Source organism: Rhizobium sp. USDA 4016 (assembly GCF_056279705.1).
In genome coordinates this window covers 1,047,090-1,067,227 of sequence record NZ_JBWCCY010000004.1, presented here as the reverse complement: position 1 = coordinate 1,067,227, position 20,138 = coordinate 1,047,090, and the positions used below count along the sequence as shown (strand labels likewise).

The following is a 20,138-nucleotide window of genomic DNA, read 5'->3' as shown; positions in this document are numbered from 1 at the left end:
TGAACAAAAGTGATCAGGCGATCTTGCGCGCGCTGACCTTGCCCATCGGATGCAGCGAATGGACGCGGAACGGCCCGCCTGTGCCTTCCTCGATCATCAGCGCGATGTTGGCGACGGTGACCGGCTCAGCGAGAACAGGCTCGAAGACGTTACGCAGCGCCTGCTCGATGCGCGGCATATCGACAAGATTGACAGGACCCGTCACAGGCATGTGGAAGCGGAACTCGTCCATCACATAGGGATTGCCCCAGCGATGCAGGTTGGCAAACTGCGCGGCCGAAAGCCCATCCGGATCGATGCGCTCGATCTCGGCTTCGGAAAGGGGTGCACGGAAGCGGTCGAAATGCTGCACGACCGCAGAAGCGAGATAGTGCATGTGTTCGCAGGGGACCGACGGCACGAGGCTGAAGTAATTGCGCAGGCGCGCGACCTCGATCCTTGGAATCCGGAACGGCCGGAAGCTGCCGGAAAAGCGCATCATATCGCGTAAAAGTTGCGTTTCCGAAACATCGGGTGCAAGATGAAACGGCGCCTTCAGCACACCATGGAAACCGTAGCGGCGCGGCACGGCAGTATGGAACGCTATATCGTGGATGCCGATGCCGCCAATGGCCGGAGGTTCGACCATCTCGCCGGAAAAGACGTTGCGGCCAAGCCAATTGGCCGCCACCTGGCTGAGCGGATCGCTCGGCGTCGGCGGTGAAGCAAATGGCGTAGCGCATGCAATCTCCTCCACCAAAGGAAGGGCGCGCAGACGATTCCGGCGCCGTCGATGCGCAAGCAGATAGGTGATTTGCATGACAGAATAACGAAAAGCACCAGCTTCTAATTCACGTTTAACGTGAAGCAGCCGCGATATGGCTCGAAAACGCGAAACTTTCCGGCAGGGCGAAAGGTGCGGAACGGCCGTCGGCCATATGTACGGCAGCTTCGGCAAGACGGTGGGCAAGGCCGAAGCTGACCTTGAAGCCGCCGGTCAAGGCGATGAGCTTCGGATACATCGGATGCGGACCGATCATCGGATCGCGGTCGATCGCCTTCGGACGAAGGCCGGCCCAGCGCTCGACGACCGGCGCCTCGCCAAGCACGGGGGCCATCTCGCGCGCCGCTTCGATCAGAGCGTCGAGTTGAGCATCGGTCGTATTGGGATTGTCAAAACGGTCCTCGCTGGTGCTGCCGATCGCAGCATGGCCGCCCTCATGAGCAATGATATAGAGGCCGTCGCGGAAGATGGTGGGAAAGGCGGGATCGATCTCGGCCTTCAACAGCGCCGCCTGCCCCTTGACCGGTTGGCCGAGCGGCCTTTCCAATCCGGGCGTGAACCGCTGCAGAAGTGGAAATGACTGGTGACCTGCCGCGACGATGCAGCGGCCGAAGGCGATTGTTCTCCCACCGGCGTCGGCGATCCCGCGTTCCGGTTCGAGACCGCCAACTGTAGCATTCTCGATAATGCTCACACGCTTTGCCTGCCTCAGAAAGGCGACAAGAGCGGCGACCAGCGAGCGGGGTGCGACGCGGGCAGCGAGCGTGTCGTACACGAAGCCGCTCGCACCAGCGGCAGGGTCGATCCAACCTGCAACCGGCGGGGCATCGGCGACATACCAATGGAAGCTGCGGCCGTGCCGATGCCAATGTGTTTCGGCATCGGCGGAATGGGTAAGCGCGATCTTGAGCAGATGCGGCTTCGGCAGCGGGATGATGCGGCCGGAGCGGCGGAAGCCGGTGGAAAGGCCGGTGGCAGCTTCGATCGCAGCGATCTCGGCTTCGAGGGAAACCAGCGCATCGAACTGGAACTGCTTCTTGGCATTCCATTTGTCCGGCAAATGCGGCATCAGCGCCCCGAGCAGCCCGCCGCTCGCACCCTGCCCCAATTCACCGGCATCGACGAGGAGCGTGTCGATGCCAAGCCGCTCGGCATGAACCGCCGCCCACAGCCCCATGATGCCGCCGCCGGCAATCAGCAGGCTGACGGACGATTGACCGGAGGAGATGGCCGCACTATCGGCTTTAGGCATGACAGAGATTGATCCCGATCAGATTGGCAGCACGAGCCAGCCGCTCGAATGGCGCGACGGCGATATGCCCTATTCGCAGGCTTTTGGCGACCACTTTTATTGCCAGACGGACGGGCGGCTCGAATGCGGCCACGTCTTTCTGGCGGGCAATGGCCTGCCGGAACGGTGGACCGGCAAGGACAATTTCCGCATTGGAGAGTTGGGGTTCGGCACCGGGCTGAACTTCGCGGAAACATGGCGGCAATGGAAAGCGCATCGCCAAAGGGACCAACATCTGAATTTCATTTCCTTCGAGCTTTACCCGATGCGCCCGCAGGAGATCGGTCGCGCGCTTTCGCACTGGCCGCAAATCGATGCCGAGCGGCAGGCGCTGACGGCGCTGTGGCCCGGCCAGCCGCAAGGCACCGTGACGCTGGCATTGGACGAGCAGACGACCTTGAGCGTTGTCTGCGGCCCGGCAATCGATGGCGTTGCGGCCGCCGAACCCGGCTTCGACGCCTGGTATCTCGATGGTTTCGCGCCGTCGCGCAACCCCGACATGTGGTCGGAAGAGCTGATGCGACTCATCTGCGAGAAGACCCTCTCTGGAGGAAGCTTCGCGACCTATGCCGCGGCCGGCTTCGTCAGGCGCAATCTGATGGCGGCGGGATTTGCGGTCGAGCGGCGCAAGGGTTTCGCCGGCAAGCGCGAGATGCTCTGCGGCGTAAAACCCTAGTGGCCTGAGCGGCCGGGCAACTGCGCGCTCTTGCCGAGCCAGACCTGGATTTTCTCTTCCAGCAGTTCGGGGCTGATCGGCTTCGACATGCAATCGTCCATGCCGGCGTCGAGACAGAGCTCGCGGTCGCTTTCGAGCGCATGCGCCGTTACGCCGATGATCGGCACGCGGTGGCCCTGTCCGCGCTCTCGGACACGGATCGCGCGGGTCGCGTCGTGGCCGTTCATCACCGGCATCGAGACGTCCATCATGATGATCCGCGGCGCATGGCTTTCCCAGGCGTTGACCGCCTCCTGGCCGTTGTTGACGACGAGGAAACTCAGGCCGGTGCCCTGCAGGATCTGCGTGAAGACGATCTGGTTCACCTCGTTGTCTTCGGCGACGAGCACATCGATGAAGGCAGTCTTGCGCTGTTTTGATGCCGGCGGCGCAGAAGGCTCCGGTTCCCTCATCTCGGTTTCTGCCTGCAGGCGGGCGATTTCGGCTGCAGAAGCCCGCTTCACGCGGCTTGCGCGCACGACCTCGACGATCGTGTTGCGAAGAAGGTTGGCGCGGGCCGGCTTCATCAGATGCGCATGGCCGTTGAGGGCTGCGAACTCCTTTTCCGTGCCGGAGATATCCATTGAGGTCAGGAAGATGATCGGCAGGCTCTCGAAGCGGGCGTCGTCCCTGAGCCTGCGGGCGACTTCCGCACCGTTCATTTCCGGCATGTGATAGTCGAGCACCAGGGCATCGACCTGGACGCCGATCTGGTGTGCGGCCTCAAGGATGGCAATGCCGGTCCTGCCGTCTTCCGCAGCCACGCCGTCAAAACCCCAAAGCGACAGCTGCTCGGAGAGAATGCGGCGGTTCACCTCGTTGTCGTCGATGACGAGCACGCGTGCGCCGCGTACATTGACGGGCAGCGGCTTGGGATCGAGGCGGGCGGCAGCGATGGCGAAGGGCAGGTTGACGGTGAAGACCGAGCCCTTGCCCGGTTCGCTCTCGGCGTTGACGTAGCCGCCAAAGAGATCGACCAGACCGGCAGTGATGGCAAGACCAAGGCCGGTACCCTCGTGGCGCCGCGTCGAAGAGGAATCGACCTGCGAGAATTTGTCGAAGACCGATTGCAGTTTGTCTGCCGGGATGCCGATGCCGGTATCCTCGATCCTGATCTCGACCATGACCTCGCCGTCCGAGCCAGGCCGGAAACCGATATCGACGAAGACATGCCCCTTCTCGGTAAACTTGACGGCGTTGCCGACGAGATTTGTGACGATCTGGCGAAACCGCCCGGCATCGCCGATGACGGCGGCAGGCAGGTTCGGATCGGCGCGCACCAGAAGCTCGAGATCCTTCTCCGCCGCGGGCGAAGAAAGCAGCGTCGCGACATCCTCGACCGCTTCCACCGGATCGAAGGCCGCCTTGCGCAGCGTCATCTGTCCGGCATCGATTTTGGAGAAGTCCAGAATGTCGTTGATGATCGTCAGAAGCGCGTTGCCGGACTTGACGATGATGTCGATGAAGGTCTTCTGCCGCGCGTCAAGATCGGTCTTCGCCATCAGCTCGGCCATGCCGAGCACGCCATTCATCGGCGTGCGGATTTCATGGCTCATATTGGCGAGAAATTCCGACTTGGCGCGATCGGCAGCTTCAGCCCGTGCCAGCAGCCTCTCAAGCTCTTCCTCACGCTCTTTCATTTCGGTGACGTCGGTGAAGAGCGCGACCCAATGGCCGCGCTCGCTGATCGTCGCCTCCATGTTCACCCAGCGCTCGCCGGCCACATGAAAAACAGTGGCGATCGGCTGCTTCGCAGCGATGTTTGAACGCCAATAGTGCAACACCTCGGCGGCGGGACTCTTGAAGTCGCCGCGATCGGCGCAGAAATTGAAGAGGTCGATCCAGCCGCGGCCTGCAACGAGGTATTCCGGCGGAATACGCAGAACGTCCGAAAGCGCATCGTTGGAGAGCTTGATGATGCCGTCCTGGACGATCGTCAGGCCTTGCGGCATGGCCCGCGTCGCATCCCGCATCAGTTCGCCGAGTTGCTCCAGGGCAGCGCGCGCTTCATGGATTTCCTTCTCGCTCGCGCGAATGGCGCTCATATCGGAATAGGAGAGAAGAATGCGGTCGTTCGAGATGCGGCGGCTGTCGAAGATGATCGATTTGCCGCCCGACCAGCTGAGTTCGATCGGCTCCTGCTCCCCATCCGAACCGAAATGGCGCTGGCGCTCCGCCAGGATCTCTTCCGGGCTGTGCTCGTGGCCATAGCGCCCGAGTTCACAATTGCGGCGGATGACATCGATGAACGGCCGGCCGTCAAAACGATCGTCAGGCGGCAGATCACAGATCGTGTAGAATTCGTCGTTTATGTAGAGGATATCGAGATTGTTATCGAGGATCAGCACGCCGACCGGCAGCGAACGCAGGATGTTTTCAATGTCGCGATGCAGGATTTCGGCATGCTTCTGCGCCTCGATCAGCTTGGCTTCACGCTCCTTGAGCGGTGAGATGTCCGAAAAAGAGCCGACGACATAGACCCTGCTGTCGGGCGTCTGCACGCGATTGACGCGCGTCAAGATCGGATAAACTGTTCCGTCCGTGCTTGGAAGCTTACCTTCCACCTCCGTTAGCGAGCCGTCCTTGAGCGCCAGAGCGTTTTCCTCATAGATGCTGGCGCCACTCTCCTCGCCGAACATCTCAGACTCTGTGAGGCCAAGCACCTTTGACCGGACATGGCCGGTGAAGGTCTCGTAATACTGGTTGGCATAGACGAGGCGGTGCTGTTCATCGCGCGCGAAGGCGGCGACCGGCAGGTCTTCCATGATGGTCTGGAGGAGATCGAGCTCGTTCACGCTCTCGTGCCATCCGGTTTCAGCGGGCGATGCTTTGCCTCCACTTCGATAGGCCGAATTGACGATCAGCGGGCGGCCGTCGTCAGCGAAAATGCCGACCGGATGATCGAGTTTTTCCAGCGTGGCACGGACGCGCTCGAAATCGGCGAGCAAAGCCTGATCCGGCCCCGAGAGAACCGGCCGGCGGGGCTGCGCGCGCGCCTCGAAGATACCGAGAACATAGGCCCGGTCTTCCGACGGCATGAAGCTCTCGATCCGGATCCGCTCATGCTCGGTTGCGGCAGCATCGAAGCAGATGGCGGTTTCTTCGGTGCCGAAGACGAGCGCGCGGCGCTCCTTGTCTTCACGCTCCTCCTCTTCCGGACGATCGAGAATTTCGCGGGTCCGGCGGCCGATGAAATCGGAAATTTCCTTGCCGAAGAAGCGGGCATAGGCTTCGTTGACGGCAACGTAGCGAAGCTCGCTGTTCTTGACATAGGCAGGCGTATCCAGATCTGCGATCCGGCTGCATGCCAGTTCGAGAAGGTCCCCGCTCGATGTCAAAAGATCTCGCCTCGCTGTCAGGAGAAGGAGTTTTGTTCTGGCATCCACTATAGGTGTAAGCCGTTTAACAAGGTTTTAACCATGACACGTTCCGGAAATCCGACCCCGGGACAACGAAGTTCGGCCCAAGAGTATCAGGAACTATGCTATAATCTCCCACGTTGTAAGACTGAACTCGATCAGTTGGCCGCGTTTCGCCACGGTTTCTCCTGACGGCTTCAAGAAACAAGTTCGTCTATGAAAGGAGACGATCATGTCCGTACTTCACAAAAGCATGGCGGCGGGCTTGATGGCGTTGACTTTGACTGGCACCTCCCTCATTCCGGCAACGCCGGCGGACGCCCGTTCGCGACGCGATGCCTTTTGGGGCGGTGTTGCGGCCGGAGCAATCGGCGGCATCCTGCTCTCGCAGGCTGCGCGTCCCTACCCTGGCTACGGCTATTATTATCCCGGACCTTACTATGGAGCCGACTCCGGGCCCTATTACGGAGCCTACTATAGACCGTACTACAGGCCTTACTACAGGCCGTACCCGGTCTATCGCAGCTACTACCGGCCGTACCGGCCTTACTATCGCTCCTACTATCGGCCTTACCCGGCCTATTACCGCAATTATGGATATTGCGGTGTGGAACGCCGCTACGATCACCGAGCGGACGTATGGGTCAGCGTTCGGGTCTGCCCCGGCTATTAAGGAATATGCGTGCGGCACGCCGCCGCTCGTTTAGGCGGCGGCGCAGCACCTTTCTCTCGCTCGTCTCTTGACTTTCAACCTGAACTAGACCAAATGCAGGCCAGCTTTCACCTTCCGGCCGCCGCGTGAGCTGCCCCTGCGAAAAAAGACAAACGCAAGAAGAAGGATAAAAGCGCATTTCATAGGATGCCGCGATCCCAAGTGCGGCCAGAAGCGCTGGAAAGTTTTTCCAACACACAAGTTCCCACTTCACGCGGGGTTCTTGACGCCAGAATGATACCGGACCGCATGGTGTGATCCGGCACATCGTTTCGGCGCCCCGAAAGGTTATGACTTGACTAATTTTGAATCGCTTGGTGTCTCCAAGCCGATCGTCGCCACGCTTTTTCAGCTCGGCATTGAAACGCCCACGCCCATTCAGGCGCAGGCAATCCCTCTTCTCCTGGAAGGCCGCGATCTGATCGGCCTCGCCCAGACCGGCACTGGCAAGACGGCTGCCTTCGGCCTGCCGCTGATTGAAAAACTGCTCGCCGATGACAGGCGTCCCGACAACCGCACGACGCGTACGCTCATCCTCGCTCCGACCCGCGAGCTGGTGAACCAGATCGCCGAGAACCTCAAGAACTTCGTCCGTAAGTCGCCGCTGCGCATCAATGTCGTTGTCGGCGGCGTGTCCATCAACAAGCAGCAGCTGCAGCTCGAACGCGGCACCGACATTCTCGTCGCGACACCCGGCCGCCTCCTCGACCTCGTCAACCGCCGCGCCATCACGCTGACGACGGTGCGCTATCTCGTGCTCGACGAAGCCGACCAGATGCTCGATCTCGGCTTCGTGCATGATCTGCGCAAGATCGCCAAGCTCGTTCCGAAGCGCCGCCAGACCATGCTCTTCTCGGCAACGATGCCGAAGGCGATCGCCGATCTTGCGGGCGAATACCTGACCGATCCGATCAAGGTGGAAGTGACGCCTCCCGGCAAGGCTGCGGACAAGGTCGAACAGTACGTCCACTTCGTCGGCGGCAAGAATGACAAGACGGAACTGCTGAAGAAGTCGCTTTCCGAAAATCCGGATGGCCGCGCGATCGTGTTCCTGCGCACCAAGCACGGCGCCGAGAAGCTGATGAAGCATCTCGATCACGTCGGCTATTCGGTCGCTTCCATCCACGGCAACAAGAGCCAGGGCCAGCGCGAGCGTGCCCTGAAGGCATTCCGCGACGGCGGCATCAAGACTTTGATTGCAACCGACGTTGCCGCCCGCGGCATCGATATCCCGGCCGTCAGCCATGTGTTCAACTATGATCTGCCGGAAGTGCCGGACGCCTATGTGCACCGCATCGGGCGCACGGCTCGCGCCGGCCGCGACGGCATCGCAATCGCCTTCTGCGCGCCGGATGAGGCACGCCTGCTGCGCGATATCGAAAGGCTGATGGGCATCGAGATCATCGTTGCCAGCGGCGAACCGCCGGCAGACATGCGCGCGGCTCCGCGCCGCGGCAACGGCAACGGCAACAACCGCAATCGCGGTGGCCAGGGCCGTGGTGGCGAAGGTCGCGGCGATGGCCGTCCGGGTGAACAGCGCTCCGGCAATCGCCAGGACCGCCGTCCGCGCCGCGAAGGCGAAGCAGGCGAGGTCCGCGCGAACAACGAGGAACGCCGCGAGCGCCGTCCGCGTCCCGAGCGCCAGACTGCCCGCAACGAGGACTTCCGCGGCCAGCGCCGCGGCGAAGCGACACCCCAGGGGCCGGACAACGACCTCGTATCGACCTCGGATTTCCGACCGGCCAAGAAGCCGCAACAGCGCCCGCACGGCAGCGCCGATGCGAACCGCCATCATCCCGGCGGCGCCCGTAACACACACGGCCGCCCTGGCCGCAAGCATGGTGAGGATCGCGGCCAGCAGGCTCACGGTGAGCACCGCCAGGACGGCTCTGGCGGCATACGTCGCAAAGGCCCCCGCAATGGCGGCGGCCAACGTCGCGAACAGGCTTGAATACAGAACTGAAAGAGGCCGGGTAGCTTCCGGCCTTTTTTTGCTTTAAGCCTAGGTGAACGGCTTACCCCGGCGAGACGGTCTCAAAGGACTGCGCGCCGGCGACATGCGAACACTATCGCAATCTGCATTGCTATTTTCCGGGCATATCTGCCGATCTTAGCAATTCCGGTTGCATGCCAGCGCCTTCGCGACACTGGCCCTCATTGAGTGCATTCAACGACAGACTGCTTATTCAATAAGAGAGATAGACCTTGCGATCACCCGTAGCGTCCGGCAGCCGCCGCTTTCAGCTCATTCTGCTCAAGCCGTCGCATTATGACGACGACGGCTATGTGATCCGCTGGTGGCGGGCCATGATCCCTTCGAACTCGCTGGCGGCTCTCTTTGGCATTGCGGCAGACTGCGCGGAGCGCGAAGTGCTCGGCCCCGGCGTCGGCATCGACATCAAGGTGATCGACGAAACCAATACACGCGTGCATATTCCGGAACTGCTCGCGCTGCTGAGGCAGCACGGTAATTTCGGCATGGTCGCGCTGGTCGGCGTTCAGTCGAACCAGTATCCGCGGGCGCTCGACATTGCCCGGCCGTTTCGCGCGGCGGGCATTCCAGTCTCGATGGGCGGCTTTCACGTTTCCGGTTGCCTTTCGATGCTCGACGGCAAGGCGGTCGAACTCGACGCCTGCCGGGAGATGGGCATTTCGATGTTCGCCGGCGAGGCCGAAGGCAGGCTCGACAAGGTCTTGCAGGACGCGGCTTATGGCGAGCTCGAGCCGGTCTACAATTTCATGAACGACCTTCCGGGCATCGGCGGCACGCCTGTGCCCTTTCTGCCCAAAAAGAATGTCGAACACACGCTCGGGCTAAGCAGCAGCTTCGATGCCGGCCGCGGCTGCCCCTACCAGTGCTCGTTCTGTACGATCATCAATGTGCAGGGCCGCAAATCACGTTTCCGCTCCACCGACGATATCGAAAAGCTGGTGCGGATGAACTGGGCGCAGGGCATCCACAAATTTTTCATCACCGACGACAACTTCGCCCGCAACAGGGACTGGGAAGCGATCTTCGACCGGCTGATCGAACTGAAGGAAAGGCATGGCATCCCGCTCGGCCTAATGATCCAGGTCGATACGCTCTGTCACAAGATCCCGCACTTCATCGAAAAGGCAAAACGCGCCGGCGTCACGCGGGTCTTCATCGGCCTGGAGAACGTCAATCCGGACAACCTGACGGCCGCCAAGAAGAACCAGAACAAGATCACCGAATACCGGAAGATGCTGCTCGCCTGGAAAGCGCAGGGCATCATGACGCTCGCAGGTTACATCCTCGGCTTTCCTTCCGACACGCCGGAAACCATTCGCCGCGACATCAAGATCATTCAGCACGAGCTGCCGCTCGATGTCATCGAGTTCTTCGTCCTGACGCCGCTGCCGGGCTCGGAGGATCACCAGACACTCTGGCGCAAGGGTATCCCGATGGACGCCGACCTCAATACCTATGACGTCGAACATGTCTGCACTGCGCACGAGAAGATGAGCCGGCAGGAATGGGAGAGCATCTATCACGAGGCCTGGTCGCTTTACTATTCGCCGGAGCATGTGAAGACGTTGCTGCGCCGGGCCGTTGCGAGCGGCTTGCCGCTTGCAAGCCTCGTCAAGGTGCTGGTGTCCTTTGCAACAACGGTGCCGCTCGAAAAAGTGCATCCCCTGCAAAGCGGTCTGCTGCGGCTGAAGCACCCCTCGGAACGGCGGCCCGGATTGCCGCAGCAGCATCCCCTCGTCTTCTGGCCGCAATTCGTGTGGGAAACCGTTGCCAAGCACGTCGCGTTGGCAGGCTCCATCCTGCGCATGAGCGCAACTGCGTTCCTCATCAAAAGAAATCCGGCATCAAAAAACTACATGGACCAGGCGCTGACGCCGGTTGATGACAGCGAGGAAGAGAAGCTCGATCTGTTCACCAAGACAGCCGGCGGTACCGCGGCCGTCACGCATGTGCGGAAAATCGCGCAGTTGACCCATGCCAACCATTAGGCTTGATCAAGCCTCAGCCATCCGGGCGCTTTTCCGGTTCGTCAGATAGACGCCGGTGACGACCACGATCGTTCCGATGATCAGCGGCACGGTCAGCGGTTCGCCGAAAGCGATGAAGGCCTCGATCGCGACCGTTGGCGGCATCAGGTAGATCAGCGATGCGGCCCGCGAGACCTGGCCGCGGCGGATCAAGTAAAGAAGCAGCCCGATCCCGCCCATCGACAGGCCGAAGACCGACCAGATCAGCGCGCCGAAAGCCTCTGGCGTTGCATCGAAATGCAGGCGCTCGAAGGCGAGCGCGAGCGGCAGGGTGACGATAAGCGCCCCGACATATTGCATCGTCGCGATCGTCTTGAGATCACCCGTCTGCAAGTGTTTCTTCTGGTAGATCGTGCCGTATGTCACGGAGACCATGGCGATTAGGTTGATCGCGAGCGGCACCGCAGCGTGAACGAGGCTCGCGGAGGCTGGATCGAACAGTTTCGGGGAAACGGCGATCGCTATGCCGAAGAAGCCGAGGAGAAGTCCGAACTTCTGGGTGGGCTGCAGGCGTTCGCCGATCAGGAAGGGCGCCACCATCGCCGTCAGCAGAGGCTGCAGCGCGGCGATGATCCCGGAAATGCCAGCCGCAACGCCATTGGCAATCGCCCACCACAGGCCGGCAAGATAGAATCCGTGCAGAAAGAAACCGGAATAGATCGCGCGCAGAACCGTCGCGCGATCCGGCCATTTCGCCTTCAGCACCCAGCAGAGACCGAAAAACGCCAGCGCCGAAAGCGCATAACGGATGCCGAGGAAGGTGAAGGGCTCCGAATGGCGTGCTGCATATTTCGCGACGACCCAGCCGGTGGACCAAAGCAGGACAAAAATGGCGGGAGCGAAACGGTCAAGGGTCATGGGAGGCCTGGGGGCAATGCGGTATCGGGCGCTGATAGCCCCCAAGCGCCCTCGCGTCAAAGGCGAAGCATTGATACTTATTTCAAGTTTCGCTGATGATTGGCGCAAAAAGCGGAAATGACCGGGCGTCTGCCCGGCCATCTCATGCGCGGCTTGCGGCCGGGAGTTGCCGTCAGCCGATCTTGATGAGCTTGCCTTCCTTGACGGACTGGACCGCCGCATCGGCGAGCGCCAGCGCGGCAAGGCCGTCGGCGCCGGAGGGCGAAATCGTTGCGTCCTTCTCGACTGCGGCGATGAAGCTTGCGATCTCGTTGGCATAGGCTTCCGTGTAACGGGTCATGAAGAAGTCGTGCAGCGGCGGGCGCGTGTAGCCGTCACTGTTGGCGACTTCGATCGAGACCGGACGCTGATTCTCGGCCGCCACCATTCCCTCCGAACCGTGCACTTCGATGCGCTGGTCGTAGCCGTACGTGGCGCGGCGGGGAGTTGGAGATGATCGCCTGCTTGCCGGACTTCGTCTGCAGGATGACCGAAACGCTGTCATAGTCGCCCGCCTCGCCGATTGCCTTGTCGACAAGGACAGCGGCCGTTGCGGTTACCGAGACCGGCTCCTCGCCAAGCAGGAAGCGGGCCATGTCGAAGTCGTGGATCGTCATGTCGCGGAAGATGCCGCCAGAGCGCTTGATGTAGTCGACAGGCGGGGCCCCGGGATCGCGCGAGGTGATTGTCACCATCTCGACCTCGCCGATGCGGCCGTCGTCGATTGTCTTGCGCACGGCCATGAAATGCGGGTCGAAGCGGCGATTGAAACCGACCATCAGCTTCGCCTTAGTCTCATCGACAACCTTGATGCAGGCCTTGACACGGGCAACGTCGAGATCGATCGGCTTTTCGCAGAAGATCGCCTTGCCGGCCCGCGCGAAGCGCTCGATCAGATCCGCGTGCGTGTCGGTCGGCGTGCAGATGACGACGGCGTCGATATCCTTGGCCGCCTCGATCGCCTCGATCGTCCGGAGCTCGCAGCCATAAGCGGAAGCGATCGCTTCAGCCGCCTGAGGAAGCGCGTCGGCGACGGCAACGAGCTTCGCATTCGCGTCGCCGCTCACGGCTTTCGCGTGAACCTTGCCGATGCGGCCGGCGCCGAGAAGACCAAATCTGACTGTCATGAGAACCTCCCTGGAATTCGGAACAAATAAACCGAATTGTGACAATTGTGGAATTTTCATTCCATTTTCTGTTCGAGCCGTCAAGCCCGTTGCCCTTTCACATTCTCGAAATCCATCCTAAAGACAAGTGATCGAAATATGACCGGGGGACACATGCAGCTGATCGATCCAAACCATCCGGCCTACCGCCGCGTCTGGGTGCGGGCGCTGATCGTGGGCCTGTGCCTGGGCTGGGCGGCGCTGGAATTCATTACCGGCGACCCGTTCTGGGGCGTGCTATCGGCCGGCGCCGGCGTCTATGCTTTCTACATGCTCTTCTGGACTTTCAAGCCGCAGCCACCCGCCGAACCCGCCCAGCCTCCCAAACCGGAAGAGACGGACCCCGAATAATCAGCGGCCGCGACGGCGCACGGCTTCATCGATCAGCAGGTTCGCGAGCATCATGCGCTTCGTTGCATTCTCCCGGAATGCAGGCGCGACGCGATCGGGATGGTTCGACTTGGCAAAGGCACGGCGCTTTTCGTTCAGCGTCTGCAGCGTATCGGCGGCTGTGATGGAGAGCTCCGCAGCGATATCGGCAGGCGCAGTGCGCGCAAGATGTTCCGGCATGACGGGTTCCGGCTCAGGCTCCGCAAGGGGCTGCGCCTGGATGTCCTCGTCTGCCCCGGCAACAGGCGTCTCCAGTTCCAGATTATCGAGATAGGCTTGGCCCGCCCGTTGCGAGGCCGCTGATACGCCCTCCATCACGTCGAAGGCGAGACCGGTGGTAAAGCCATGGACGCGATGCGCGACGGACGCCTCTGCCTCGTCTTCGTTCTCTTCTTCTGCTTTCAGCCGCTCCAGAACGGATTGAAAAACCGATTGCCCGAACAACATGCCCCTTCCCTTCGAAGTGGCGCATTGAACACCGCCAGCATGGCGCCGGGCTTGCGCTCAGCCTCCCTGCCTCCGGCTTTCGTCGAGGATGAGGTCGTAGAGAAGCCGCGCGCTCGGAGGCAGGGCGCGCTCGCGTGCGGTGATGAGGCTGTAGGGCTTTACGTCGATTTTGAAATCGGTCGGCAGCACGCGCACGTCGGATGCCTTCGCATCCTGGCCGGCGAGGAACTGGGCAACATCCAGCGCCACGGGTGCGATCGCGTCCGTCTCGCAGATGATCGCGCAGGTGAGCAGCAAGGAAGACGTATTGACGATATTTTCCGGCAACGGCACGCCCGCCGCCAGAAAGATATCCTCCAGCGTCCGCCGGAGCAGCGTGCCCGGCGGCTGGAAGACCCACCCGTAACCATGGAGATCGGCGAGGCTGCTCGCATTCTTCTTGAGGAGCGGATGGTCCCTGCGCACGATCAGACAGGCTTTTTCGATGCCGATCTCGCGCACTTCGAAGAGTCGCGGATTAACGTCGTCGGGAATGCGGCCGATGATGAAATCGTGCCTGGCGGCGAGCAATTCCCGCGCGAGAACGTTGCTGGTCTCGACCTCAATGTTGATCTCGATGCCCGGAAACGCCTTGCGAACCTTGTCGATGGCCGGAACAACAAGGCTCATGGCCGGCGCTGTGACCGCGCCGATGAAGACGGAACCGCCCTTGCCGCTCTTCAATTCGCTGATCTCGCGGCTGGCCTCGCGCAATTCCAGCAGAATTTTTCGTGCACGCTTGGCGAGTGCTTGTCCGAAAGTCGTCAGCACGACACCGCGGGCGATTCGTTCATAAAGCGGCGTCTTAACGATCGATTCCATTTCAGCGAGCATTCTGGAGGCGGCAGGCTGGGAGATGTTCAGGATCTCCGCCGCCGCGGAAATCTGTCCGCTATCTTCGATTGCGACGATTATGCGCAGGTGATTCAGCTTCAAGCCCGCACGCAGAAAGGCATCATCGCCAATATTATCGCTGTGGATATCGATCCGCTCCTCGGAAATCGACCCGGAAACAATCGCCATGGTTGCGGCCTCCCATCCGCCTTCCATCAAAAGTAATACTTTTTAACGATATACCAAATTTGTTATGCACTTTACCACTTATTCTATTTGACAGTTATAAGATTCCATACGAGTTTGCGGCCGTGTGCTGGTTGGCACTCAACACGTGTGAGATCGTGGAGGAGACCTACTTCGTTTCTCACCATCTGAAGTAACTATCCAATCTACGGAACCTGCCACAGTTTCGTGGCGGGCGACTATTCGTCCGCCGTCTATTAACAAGGGAGAGAGAAATGAAATCCATTATCTCATTGATGGCTGCGGCCGCCTTCGGCGTCGCTTCATTCGTTATGCCGGCACTCGCGCAGGACAAGGGGACCGTCGGCATCGCAATGCCCACGAAGTCTTCCGCTCGCTGGATCGACGACGGCAACAACATCGTCAAGCAGCTTGAGGCAGCGGGCTACGGCACCGACCTGCAGTATGCAGACGACGACATTCCGAACCAGCTGTCTCAGATCGAGAACATGGTCACCAAGGGCGTTAAGGTTCTCGTCATCGCCGCCATCGACGGCACGACGCTTTCCGACGTTCTCCAGAAGGCTCATGACGCCGGCATCAAGGTCATCGCCTACGACCGCCTGATCCGCGACTCGGCCAACGTTGACTACTATGCAACGTTCGACAACTTCCAGGTTGGCGTTCTGCAGGCAACCTCCATCGTTGACGCCCTCGGCCTCAAGGATGGCAAGGGTCCGTTCAACATCGAACTCTTCGGCGGTTCGCCGGACGACAACAACGCCTTCTTCTTCTACGACGGCGCAATGTCTATCCTGCAGCCCTACATCGACAGCGGCAAGCTCGTCGTGAAGTCCGGCCAGACCGGCATGGACAAGGTCGGCACGCTGCGTTGGGACGCGGCAACGGCCCAGGCCCGCATGGACAACCTGCTCTCGGCTAACTACACCGACGCCAAGGTCGACGCCGTCCTGTCTCCGTACGACGGTCTCTCCATCGGCATCATCTCGTCGCTGAAGGGCGTCGGCTACGGCACCCCAGATCAGCCGCTCCCGGTCGTTTCCGGCCAGGACGCTGAAGTTCCGTCCGTGAAGTCGATCATTGCCGGCGAACAGCACTCGACAGTCTTCAAGGACACGCGCGAACTCGCCAAGGTCACCGTTGCAATGGTTGACGCTGTCATGTCCGGCAAGGAGCCGGAAGTCAACGACACGAAGACCTACGACAACGGCGTCAAGGTTGTTCCGTCTTACCTGTTGAAGCCGGTAGCGGTCGACAAGACCAACTACGAGAAGGTTCTCGTCGAAGGCGGTTACTACACGGCTGACCAGCTAAAGTAACTGTACCAAGTTGGCCGGAATCCGCTGGTTGCGGGTTCCGGTCTTCACTTTTATGATCGTCGCGCCGAATTTCCGGCTGTTGGCGTTGGATTTTGACTATGGACAATACAATCCTCGAAATGCGGAACATCACCAAGACGTTCCCGGGCGTAAAAGCGCTTGAGAACGTGAACCTTAAGGTTCGTCAGGGTGAAATTCACGCATTGGTGGGCGAGAACGGGGCCGGAAAATCGACCCTCATGAAAGTTCTCTCCGGCGTTTACCCGGCCGGCACGTACGATGGCGAGATCGTCTACGAAGGCGACGTCCGCAACTTCAAGGTCCTGAAGGATTCGGAAGAAATCGGCATCGTCATCATCCATCAGGAGCTGGCGCTCGTGCCTCTTCTGTCGATCGGCGAGAATATCTTCCTCGGCAATGAGAATGCCAAGAGTGGCATCATCAGCTGGCAGGAAACGTTCAACCGCACACGGCAGCTGCTCGCAAAAGTCGGCCTGCGCGAATCTCCGGACACGCTTGTCACCGACATCGGCGTCGGCAAGCAGCAACTCGTCGAGATTGCCAAGGCGTTGTCGAAGAGCGTGAAGCTCCTGATCCTCGACGAACCGACGGCATCGCTCAACGAAAGCGACTCAGATGCGCTGCTGAACCTGCTGATCGAGTTCCGCAACCAGGGCCTCACCTCGATCATCATCACCCACAAGCTGAATGAAGTGCGCAAGGTTGCCGACCAGATCACGGTTCTGCGCGACGGCATGACGGTCAAGACGATGGACTGTCACACCGAAGAAATCAGCGAAGATATCATCATCAAGAACATGGTGGGCCGCGAGCTTGCCGATCGTTATCCGCCGCGCTCCGTGCCGATCGGCGAAACGATCCTCGAAGTCAAGAACTGGAATGCCTATCACCAGCATCACCGCGACCGGCAGGTGCTGCACAATGTCAACATCAGCGTCCGCAAGGGCGAAGTCGTCGGCATCGCCGGCCTGATGGGTGCCGGCCGCACTGAATTCGCCATGAGCGTCTTCGGAAAGTCCTATGGCCACAAGGTCAGCGGCGAAGTGCTGATGCATGGCAAACAGGTCGATGTCAGCACCGTCCGCAAGGCGATCGACGCCGGTCTCGCCTATGTGACCGAGGACCGCAAGCATCTCGGCCTCGTGCTCGGCGAGAACATCGTTCACAACACCACGCTCGCCAATCTAGCCGGGGTCTCGAACGCCACGGTCATCGACAGCATTAGGGAATCCAAGGTCGCATCGGACTACCGCTCGAAGCTGCGCATCCGCAGTTCCAGCATCTTCCAGGAAGCAGTCAATCTCTCGGGCGGCAACCAGCAGAAGGTCGTGCTGTCCAAGTGGCTGTTCTCCGATCCCGATGTCTTGATCCTCGACGAACCCACCCGCGGTATCGATGTCGGTGCAAAATACGAAATCTATACTATCATCAACCAGCTCGCCGCCGACGGCAAAGGCGTTCTGATGATCTCATCGGAAATGCCGGAACTGCTTGGCACGTGCGACCGCATCTATGTCATGAATGAAGGACGTATCGTTGCGGAACTGCCAAAGGGAGAGGCGAGCCAAGAAACCATCATGCGCGCTATCATGCGCTCAGGGGAGAAGAAACAATGACTCCGGTCAACCCTCCAGCCGCCGAGGAAAGCAACGTCGTTTCCGTTGCCGACTATATCCGTGGCAATATCCGTGAATACGGCATGCTCATTGCGCTCGTCGCGATTATGGTTTTCTTTCAGTTCTACACCGGCGGCATTCTCTTCAAGCCGGTCAACCTGACGAACCTCGTTCTGCAGAACTCGTTCATCGTCATCATGGCGCTCGGGATGCTGCTCGTCATTGTGGCCGGCCATATCGACCTGTCCGTCGGCTCGATTGTCGCCTTCGTCGGCGCCCTCGCCGCCATGATGATGGTCACGTGGCAGATGAATTTCGTGGTGGCGGGCATTCTCTGCCTGATCATCGGCGGCATCATCGGTGCCGCCCAAGGCTACTGGATCGCCTATCACCGCATCCCGTCCTTCATCGTGACGCTTGCCGGCATGCTGGTCTTCCGCGGCCTGACGCTCTTCGTACTCGGGGGCAAAAACATCGGCCCGTTCCCGAAGGATTTCCAGATCATCAGCACCGGCTTCCTGCCGGGCAGCATGATCGACATCGCCGGAACGCCGGTGCAATCCACGTCGCTGATCCTGACACTCATTATTCCGGTCGTGCTGTTTTACCTTGCCTGGCGCCGCCGCAAGGTGAATGAGAGCCACGGCATCGATGTCGAGCCGATGGGCTTCTTTATCGCCCAGAACGCCGTCGTTTCCCTGGCGATCCTCTTCCTCGGCTATCAGCTTTCGACCTACAGAGGCCTGCCGAACGTTCTCGTCGTCATGCTCGTGCTGATCGCAGCCTATGCATTTGTAACGCGCCGCACGACGATCGGCCGCCGCATCTATGCGATGGGCGGCAACGAAAAGGCCACCAAGCTCTCCGGTATCAACACCGAGCGCCTGAGCTTCTACACCTTCGTCAACATGGGCGTTCTTGCCGGTCTCGCAGGCATGATCGTGGCGGCTCGACTGAACTCGGCAACGCCGAAGGCAGGCGTGGGCTTCGAGCTCGACGTCATCGCGGCGTGCTTCATCGGCGGCGCTTCGGCCTCCGGCGGTGTCGGCAAGATCACCGGTGCCGTCATCGGCGCGTTCATCATGGGCGTCATGAATAACGGCATGTCGATCGTCGGCCTCGGTATCGACTTCCAGCAGATGGTGAAGGGCCTCGTGCTTTTGGCCGCCGTCTTCTTCGACGTTTATAACAAGAATAAGGGCTAAGCGCTCCGGCGCCAGTCCTCGCATTTGCAGTCATGAGAACGACCAGTTCCGGCTCCCTCGGGAGCCGGAGAGGCGGAGCTTTTCCGCACCCAGCTAAAGAGGATGAAAGCCGTGCTTATTTCGCAGATCAAGGGTTCGAACGGAGAGATCATCGTCGCCGTGCGTGAGCCGGGCGGTGCAGCGAAAGCCGTGAAGAATGCAGGCAGCGTATACGCGCTGACAATGGAAGCTGCAGACGCCGGCAAGTCGCTCGTTTCCATCATCGAGGCGCATGGCTATGGCGATGCCGTCGATCTGGAAAAGGCCTATGCCGAAGGCAAATTCCTCCCGCCGATCACGCATCCGGATGCTGCTCACCTGCATCTGACGGGTACGGGCCTCACGCACCTTGGCTCAGCGGCGACCCGCGATTCCATGCACAAGAAGACCACCGAGGCCGCGGAAGAAACGCTCACGGACTCGATGAAGATGTTCAAGATGGGCATCGAGAACGGCAAGCCGAAGGCTGGAGAAAAGGGCGTCCAGCCCGAGTGGTTCTACAAGGGCAACGGCTACGGCGCTGCAGCGCCCGGCGCTCCCCTCGTCTCCCCTTCCTTCGCGCTTGACGGCGGCGAAGAGCCGGAAATGGCCGGCATCTACGTGATTGCCAAGGACGGTACCCCGTTCCGCATCGGCTTTGCGCTCTCCAACGAATTTTCCGACCACGTCACCGAGCGGATCAACTATCTCTATCTCGCCCACTCCAAGCTGCGTCCCGCAAGCTTCGGTCCGGAAATCCGCATCGGCGTTGCCCCGGAAGACATTCGCGGTACCTCGCGCATCAAGCGCGGCGACAAGGTGATCTTCGAAAAGCCGTTCCTCTCCGGTGAGGCGAACATGTCGCACACCTTCGCGAACCTCGAATATCACCACTTCAAGTATGGCCTCTTCCGCGTCCCGGGCGACGTTCACGTCCACATGTTCGGCACGGCGACGCTCTCCTTCGCAGATGGCGTCAAGACGGAAGAAGGCGATGTTTTCGAAATCGAGGTTGCCGAATTCGGCATGCCGCTGCGCAATCCGCTGAAGGTTGCCGCCGAGGAAAATATCGCTGTGAAGCAGCTTTGAATTTTGCGCTGGGCTGGCCGCGATCTGCGG

General features: G+C 60.5%; 14 protein-coding genes and 2 pseudogenes. 9 read left to right on the top strand and 7 right to left on the bottom strand.

The window, feature by feature from the left end; genetic code table 11:
- Positions 1 to 13: 13 nt before the first annotated feature.
- A pseudogene (locus tag ACZ9DP_RS20360) lies at positions 14 to 722 on the bottom strand (DUF1045 domain-containing protein).
- Between the two features lie 114 nt (positions 723 to 836).
- Entirely contained in the window at positions 837 to 2,015 is a 1,179-nt protein-coding gene (locus ACZ9DP_RS20355) for an NAD(P)/FAD-dependent oxidoreductase (RefSeq protein WP_476203402.1), read from the bottom strand.
- On the opposite strand from ACZ9DP_RS20355, the gene mnmC2 reads away from it, so the two are divergent.
- Complete coding sequence (mnmC2, locus tag ACZ9DP_RS20350; RefSeq protein WP_476203401.1) at positions 2,014 to 2,730, top strand: tRNA (5-methylaminomethyl-2-thiouridine)(34)-methyltransferase MnmC2; 717 nt, start codon at positions 2,014 to 2,016, stop codon at positions 2,728 to 2,730. The two genes, ACZ9DP_RS20355 and mnmC2, sit on opposite strands and share 2 nt — an antisense overlap.
- On the opposite strand, the gene ACZ9DP_RS20345 is transcribed toward mnmC2, so the two are convergent.
- Complete coding sequence (locus ACZ9DP_RS20345) at positions 2,727 to 6,107, bottom strand: PAS domain-containing hybrid sensor histidine kinase/response regulator (protein ID WP_476203400.1); 3,381 nt, start codon at positions 6,105 to 6,107, stop codon at positions 2,727 to 2,729. The genes mnmC2 and ACZ9DP_RS20345 overlap by 4 nt on opposite strands.
- A gap of 253 nt (positions 6,108 to 6,360) precedes the next feature.
- Between ACZ9DP_RS20345 and ACZ9DP_RS20340 the strand changes: the two genes are divergently transcribed.
- The 3 genes from ACZ9DP_RS20340 to ACZ9DP_RS20330 all read left to right on the top strand — a co-directional run bounded on the left by ACZ9DP_RS20340 (position 6,361) and on the right by ACZ9DP_RS20330 (position 10,821).
- A complete protein-coding gene (locus ACZ9DP_RS20340; RefSeq protein ID WP_239597930.1) occupies positions 6,361 to 6,801 on the top strand; it encodes a hypothetical protein in 441 nt (146 codons plus the stop codon).
- A 334-nt stretch (positions 6,802 to 7,135) separates the two neighbouring features.
- Positions 7,136 to 8,791: a DEAD/DEAH box helicase gene (locus ACZ9DP_RS20335; protein WP_476203399.1), complete on the top strand. Its 1,656-nt coding sequence runs from the start codon at positions 7,136 to 7,138 to the stop codon at positions 8,789 to 8,791.
- A 254-nt stretch (positions 8,792 to 9,045) separates the two neighbouring features.
- Positions 9,046 to 10,821 carry a B12-binding domain-containing radical SAM protein gene (locus ACZ9DP_RS20330; RefSeq protein WP_074069145.1) on the top strand — a complete coding sequence of 592 codons (1,776 nt, stop codon included), beginning with the start codon at positions 9,046 to 9,048 and terminating at the stop codon, positions 10,819 to 10,821.
- Between the two features lie 6 nt (positions 10,822 to 10,827).
- Here the strand turns inward: ACZ9DP_RS20330 and ACZ9DP_RS20325 are convergent, their stop codons facing one another.
- Together ACZ9DP_RS20325 and iolG are read right to left on the bottom strand one after the other, a co-directional pair.
- Complete coding sequence (locus tag ACZ9DP_RS20325) at positions 10,828 to 11,718, bottom strand: DMT family transporter (protein ID WP_074069146.1); 891 nt, start codon at positions 11,716 to 11,718, stop codon at positions 10,828 to 10,830.
- A 172-nt stretch (positions 11,719 to 11,890) separates the two neighbouring features.
- A pseudogene (gene iolG, locus ACZ9DP_RS20320) lies at positions 11,891 to 12,884 on the bottom strand (inositol 2-dehydrogenase).
- Between the two features lie 153 nt (positions 12,885 to 13,037).
- Between iolG and ACZ9DP_RS20315 the strand changes: the two are divergent.
- Positions 13,038 to 13,274, top strand: coding sequence for a hypothetical protein (locus ACZ9DP_RS20315; RefSeq protein ID WP_194730171.1), 237 nt, complete (start codon positions 13,038 to 13,040; stop codon positions 13,272 to 13,274).
- Here ACZ9DP_RS20315 and ACZ9DP_RS20310 read toward each other — a convergent pair whose 3' ends face one another.
- Together ACZ9DP_RS20310 and ACZ9DP_RS20305 are read right to left on the bottom strand one after the other, a co-directional pair.
- Positions 13,275 to 13,760: a hypothetical protein gene (locus tag ACZ9DP_RS20310; protein ID WP_476203398.1), complete on the bottom strand. Its 486-nt coding sequence runs from the start codon at positions 13,758 to 13,760 to the stop codon at positions 13,275 to 13,277. It abuts the gene before it with no gap.
- A 57-nt stretch (positions 13,761 to 13,817) separates the two neighbouring features.
- Positions 13,818 to 14,822, bottom strand: a complete 1,005-nt coding sequence (locus tag ACZ9DP_RS20305; RefSeq protein ID WP_476203397.1) for a LysR family transcriptional regulator — start codon at positions 14,820 to 14,822, stop codon at positions 13,818 to 13,820.
- A 272-nt stretch (positions 14,823 to 15,094) separates the two neighbouring features.
- Between ACZ9DP_RS20305 and chvE the strand changes: the two genes are divergently transcribed.
- The 4 genes from chvE (at position 15,095) to araD1 (ending at position 20,108) form a co-directional block, all read left to right on the top strand.
- The gene (chvE, locus tag ACZ9DP_RS20300) at positions 15,095 to 16,159 is read left to right on the top strand and encodes a multiple monosaccharide ABC transporter substrate-binding protein (protein ID WP_074069150.1); all 1,065 of its coding nucleotides are present in this window, start codon (positions 15,095 to 15,097) and stop codon (positions 16,157 to 16,159) included.
- A 98-nt stretch (positions 16,160 to 16,257) separates the two neighbouring features.
- Complete coding sequence (mmsA, locus tag ACZ9DP_RS20295; RefSeq protein WP_074069151.1) at positions 16,258 to 17,796, top strand: multiple monosaccharide ABC transporter ATP-binding protein; 1,539 nt, start codon at positions 16,258 to 16,260, stop codon at positions 17,794 to 17,796.
- A complete protein-coding gene (gene mmsB / locus ACZ9DP_RS20290) occupies positions 17,793 to 19,001 on the top strand; it encodes a multiple monosaccharide ABC transporter permease (RefSeq protein WP_022717091.1) in 1,209 nt (402 codons plus the stop codon). Before mmsA ends, mmsB begins: the two co-directional genes overlap by 4 nt.
- Positions 19,002 to 19,112: 111 nt before the next feature.
- A complete protein-coding gene (gene araD1, locus ACZ9DP_RS20285) occupies positions 19,113 to 20,108 on the top strand; it encodes an AraD1 family protein (RefSeq protein WP_476203396.1) in 996 nt (331 codons plus the stop codon).
- The last annotated feature ends 30 nt before the right edge of the window (positions 20,109 to 20,138 follow it).

Coding starts and splice junctions, on each gene's coding strand:
- ACZ9DP_RS20340 (WP_239597930.1), top strand. CDS start 6,361: ATGTCCGTACTTCACAAAAGCATGGCGGCGGGCTTGATGGCGTTGACT.
- ACZ9DP_RS20305 (WP_476203397.1), bottom strand. CDS start 14,822: ATGGCGATTGTTTCCGGGTCGATTTCCGAGGAGCGGATCGATATCCAC.
- ACZ9DP_RS20325 (WP_074069146.1), bottom strand. CDS start 11,718: ATGACCCTTGACCGTTTCGCTCCCGCCATTTTTGTCCTGCTTTGGTCC.
- ACZ9DP_RS20355 (WP_476203402.1), bottom strand. CDS start 2,015: ATGCCTAAAGCCGATAGTGCGGCCATCTCCTCCGGTCAATCGTCCGTC.
- ACZ9DP_RS20310 (WP_476203398.1), bottom strand. CDS start 13,760: ATGTTGTTCGGGCAATCGGTTTTTCAATCCGTTCTGGAGCGGCTGAAA.
- mmsB (WP_022717091.1), top strand. CDS start 17,793: ATGACTCCGGTCAACCCTCCAGCCGCCGAGGAAAGCAACGTCGTTTCC.
- mnmC2 (WP_476203401.1), top strand. CDS start 2,014: ATGACAGAGATTGATCCCGATCAGATTGGCAGCACGAGCCAGCCGCTC.
- ACZ9DP_RS20315 (WP_194730171.1), top strand. CDS start 13,038: ATGCAGCTGATCGATCCAAACCATCCGGCCTACCGCCGCGTCTGGGTG.
- mmsA (WP_074069151.1), top strand. CDS start 16,258: ATGGACAATACAATCCTCGAAATGCGGAACATCACCAAGACGTTCCCG.
- chvE (WP_074069150.1), top strand. CDS start 15,095: ATGAAATCCATTATCTCATTGATGGCTGCGGCCGCCTTCGGCGTCGCT.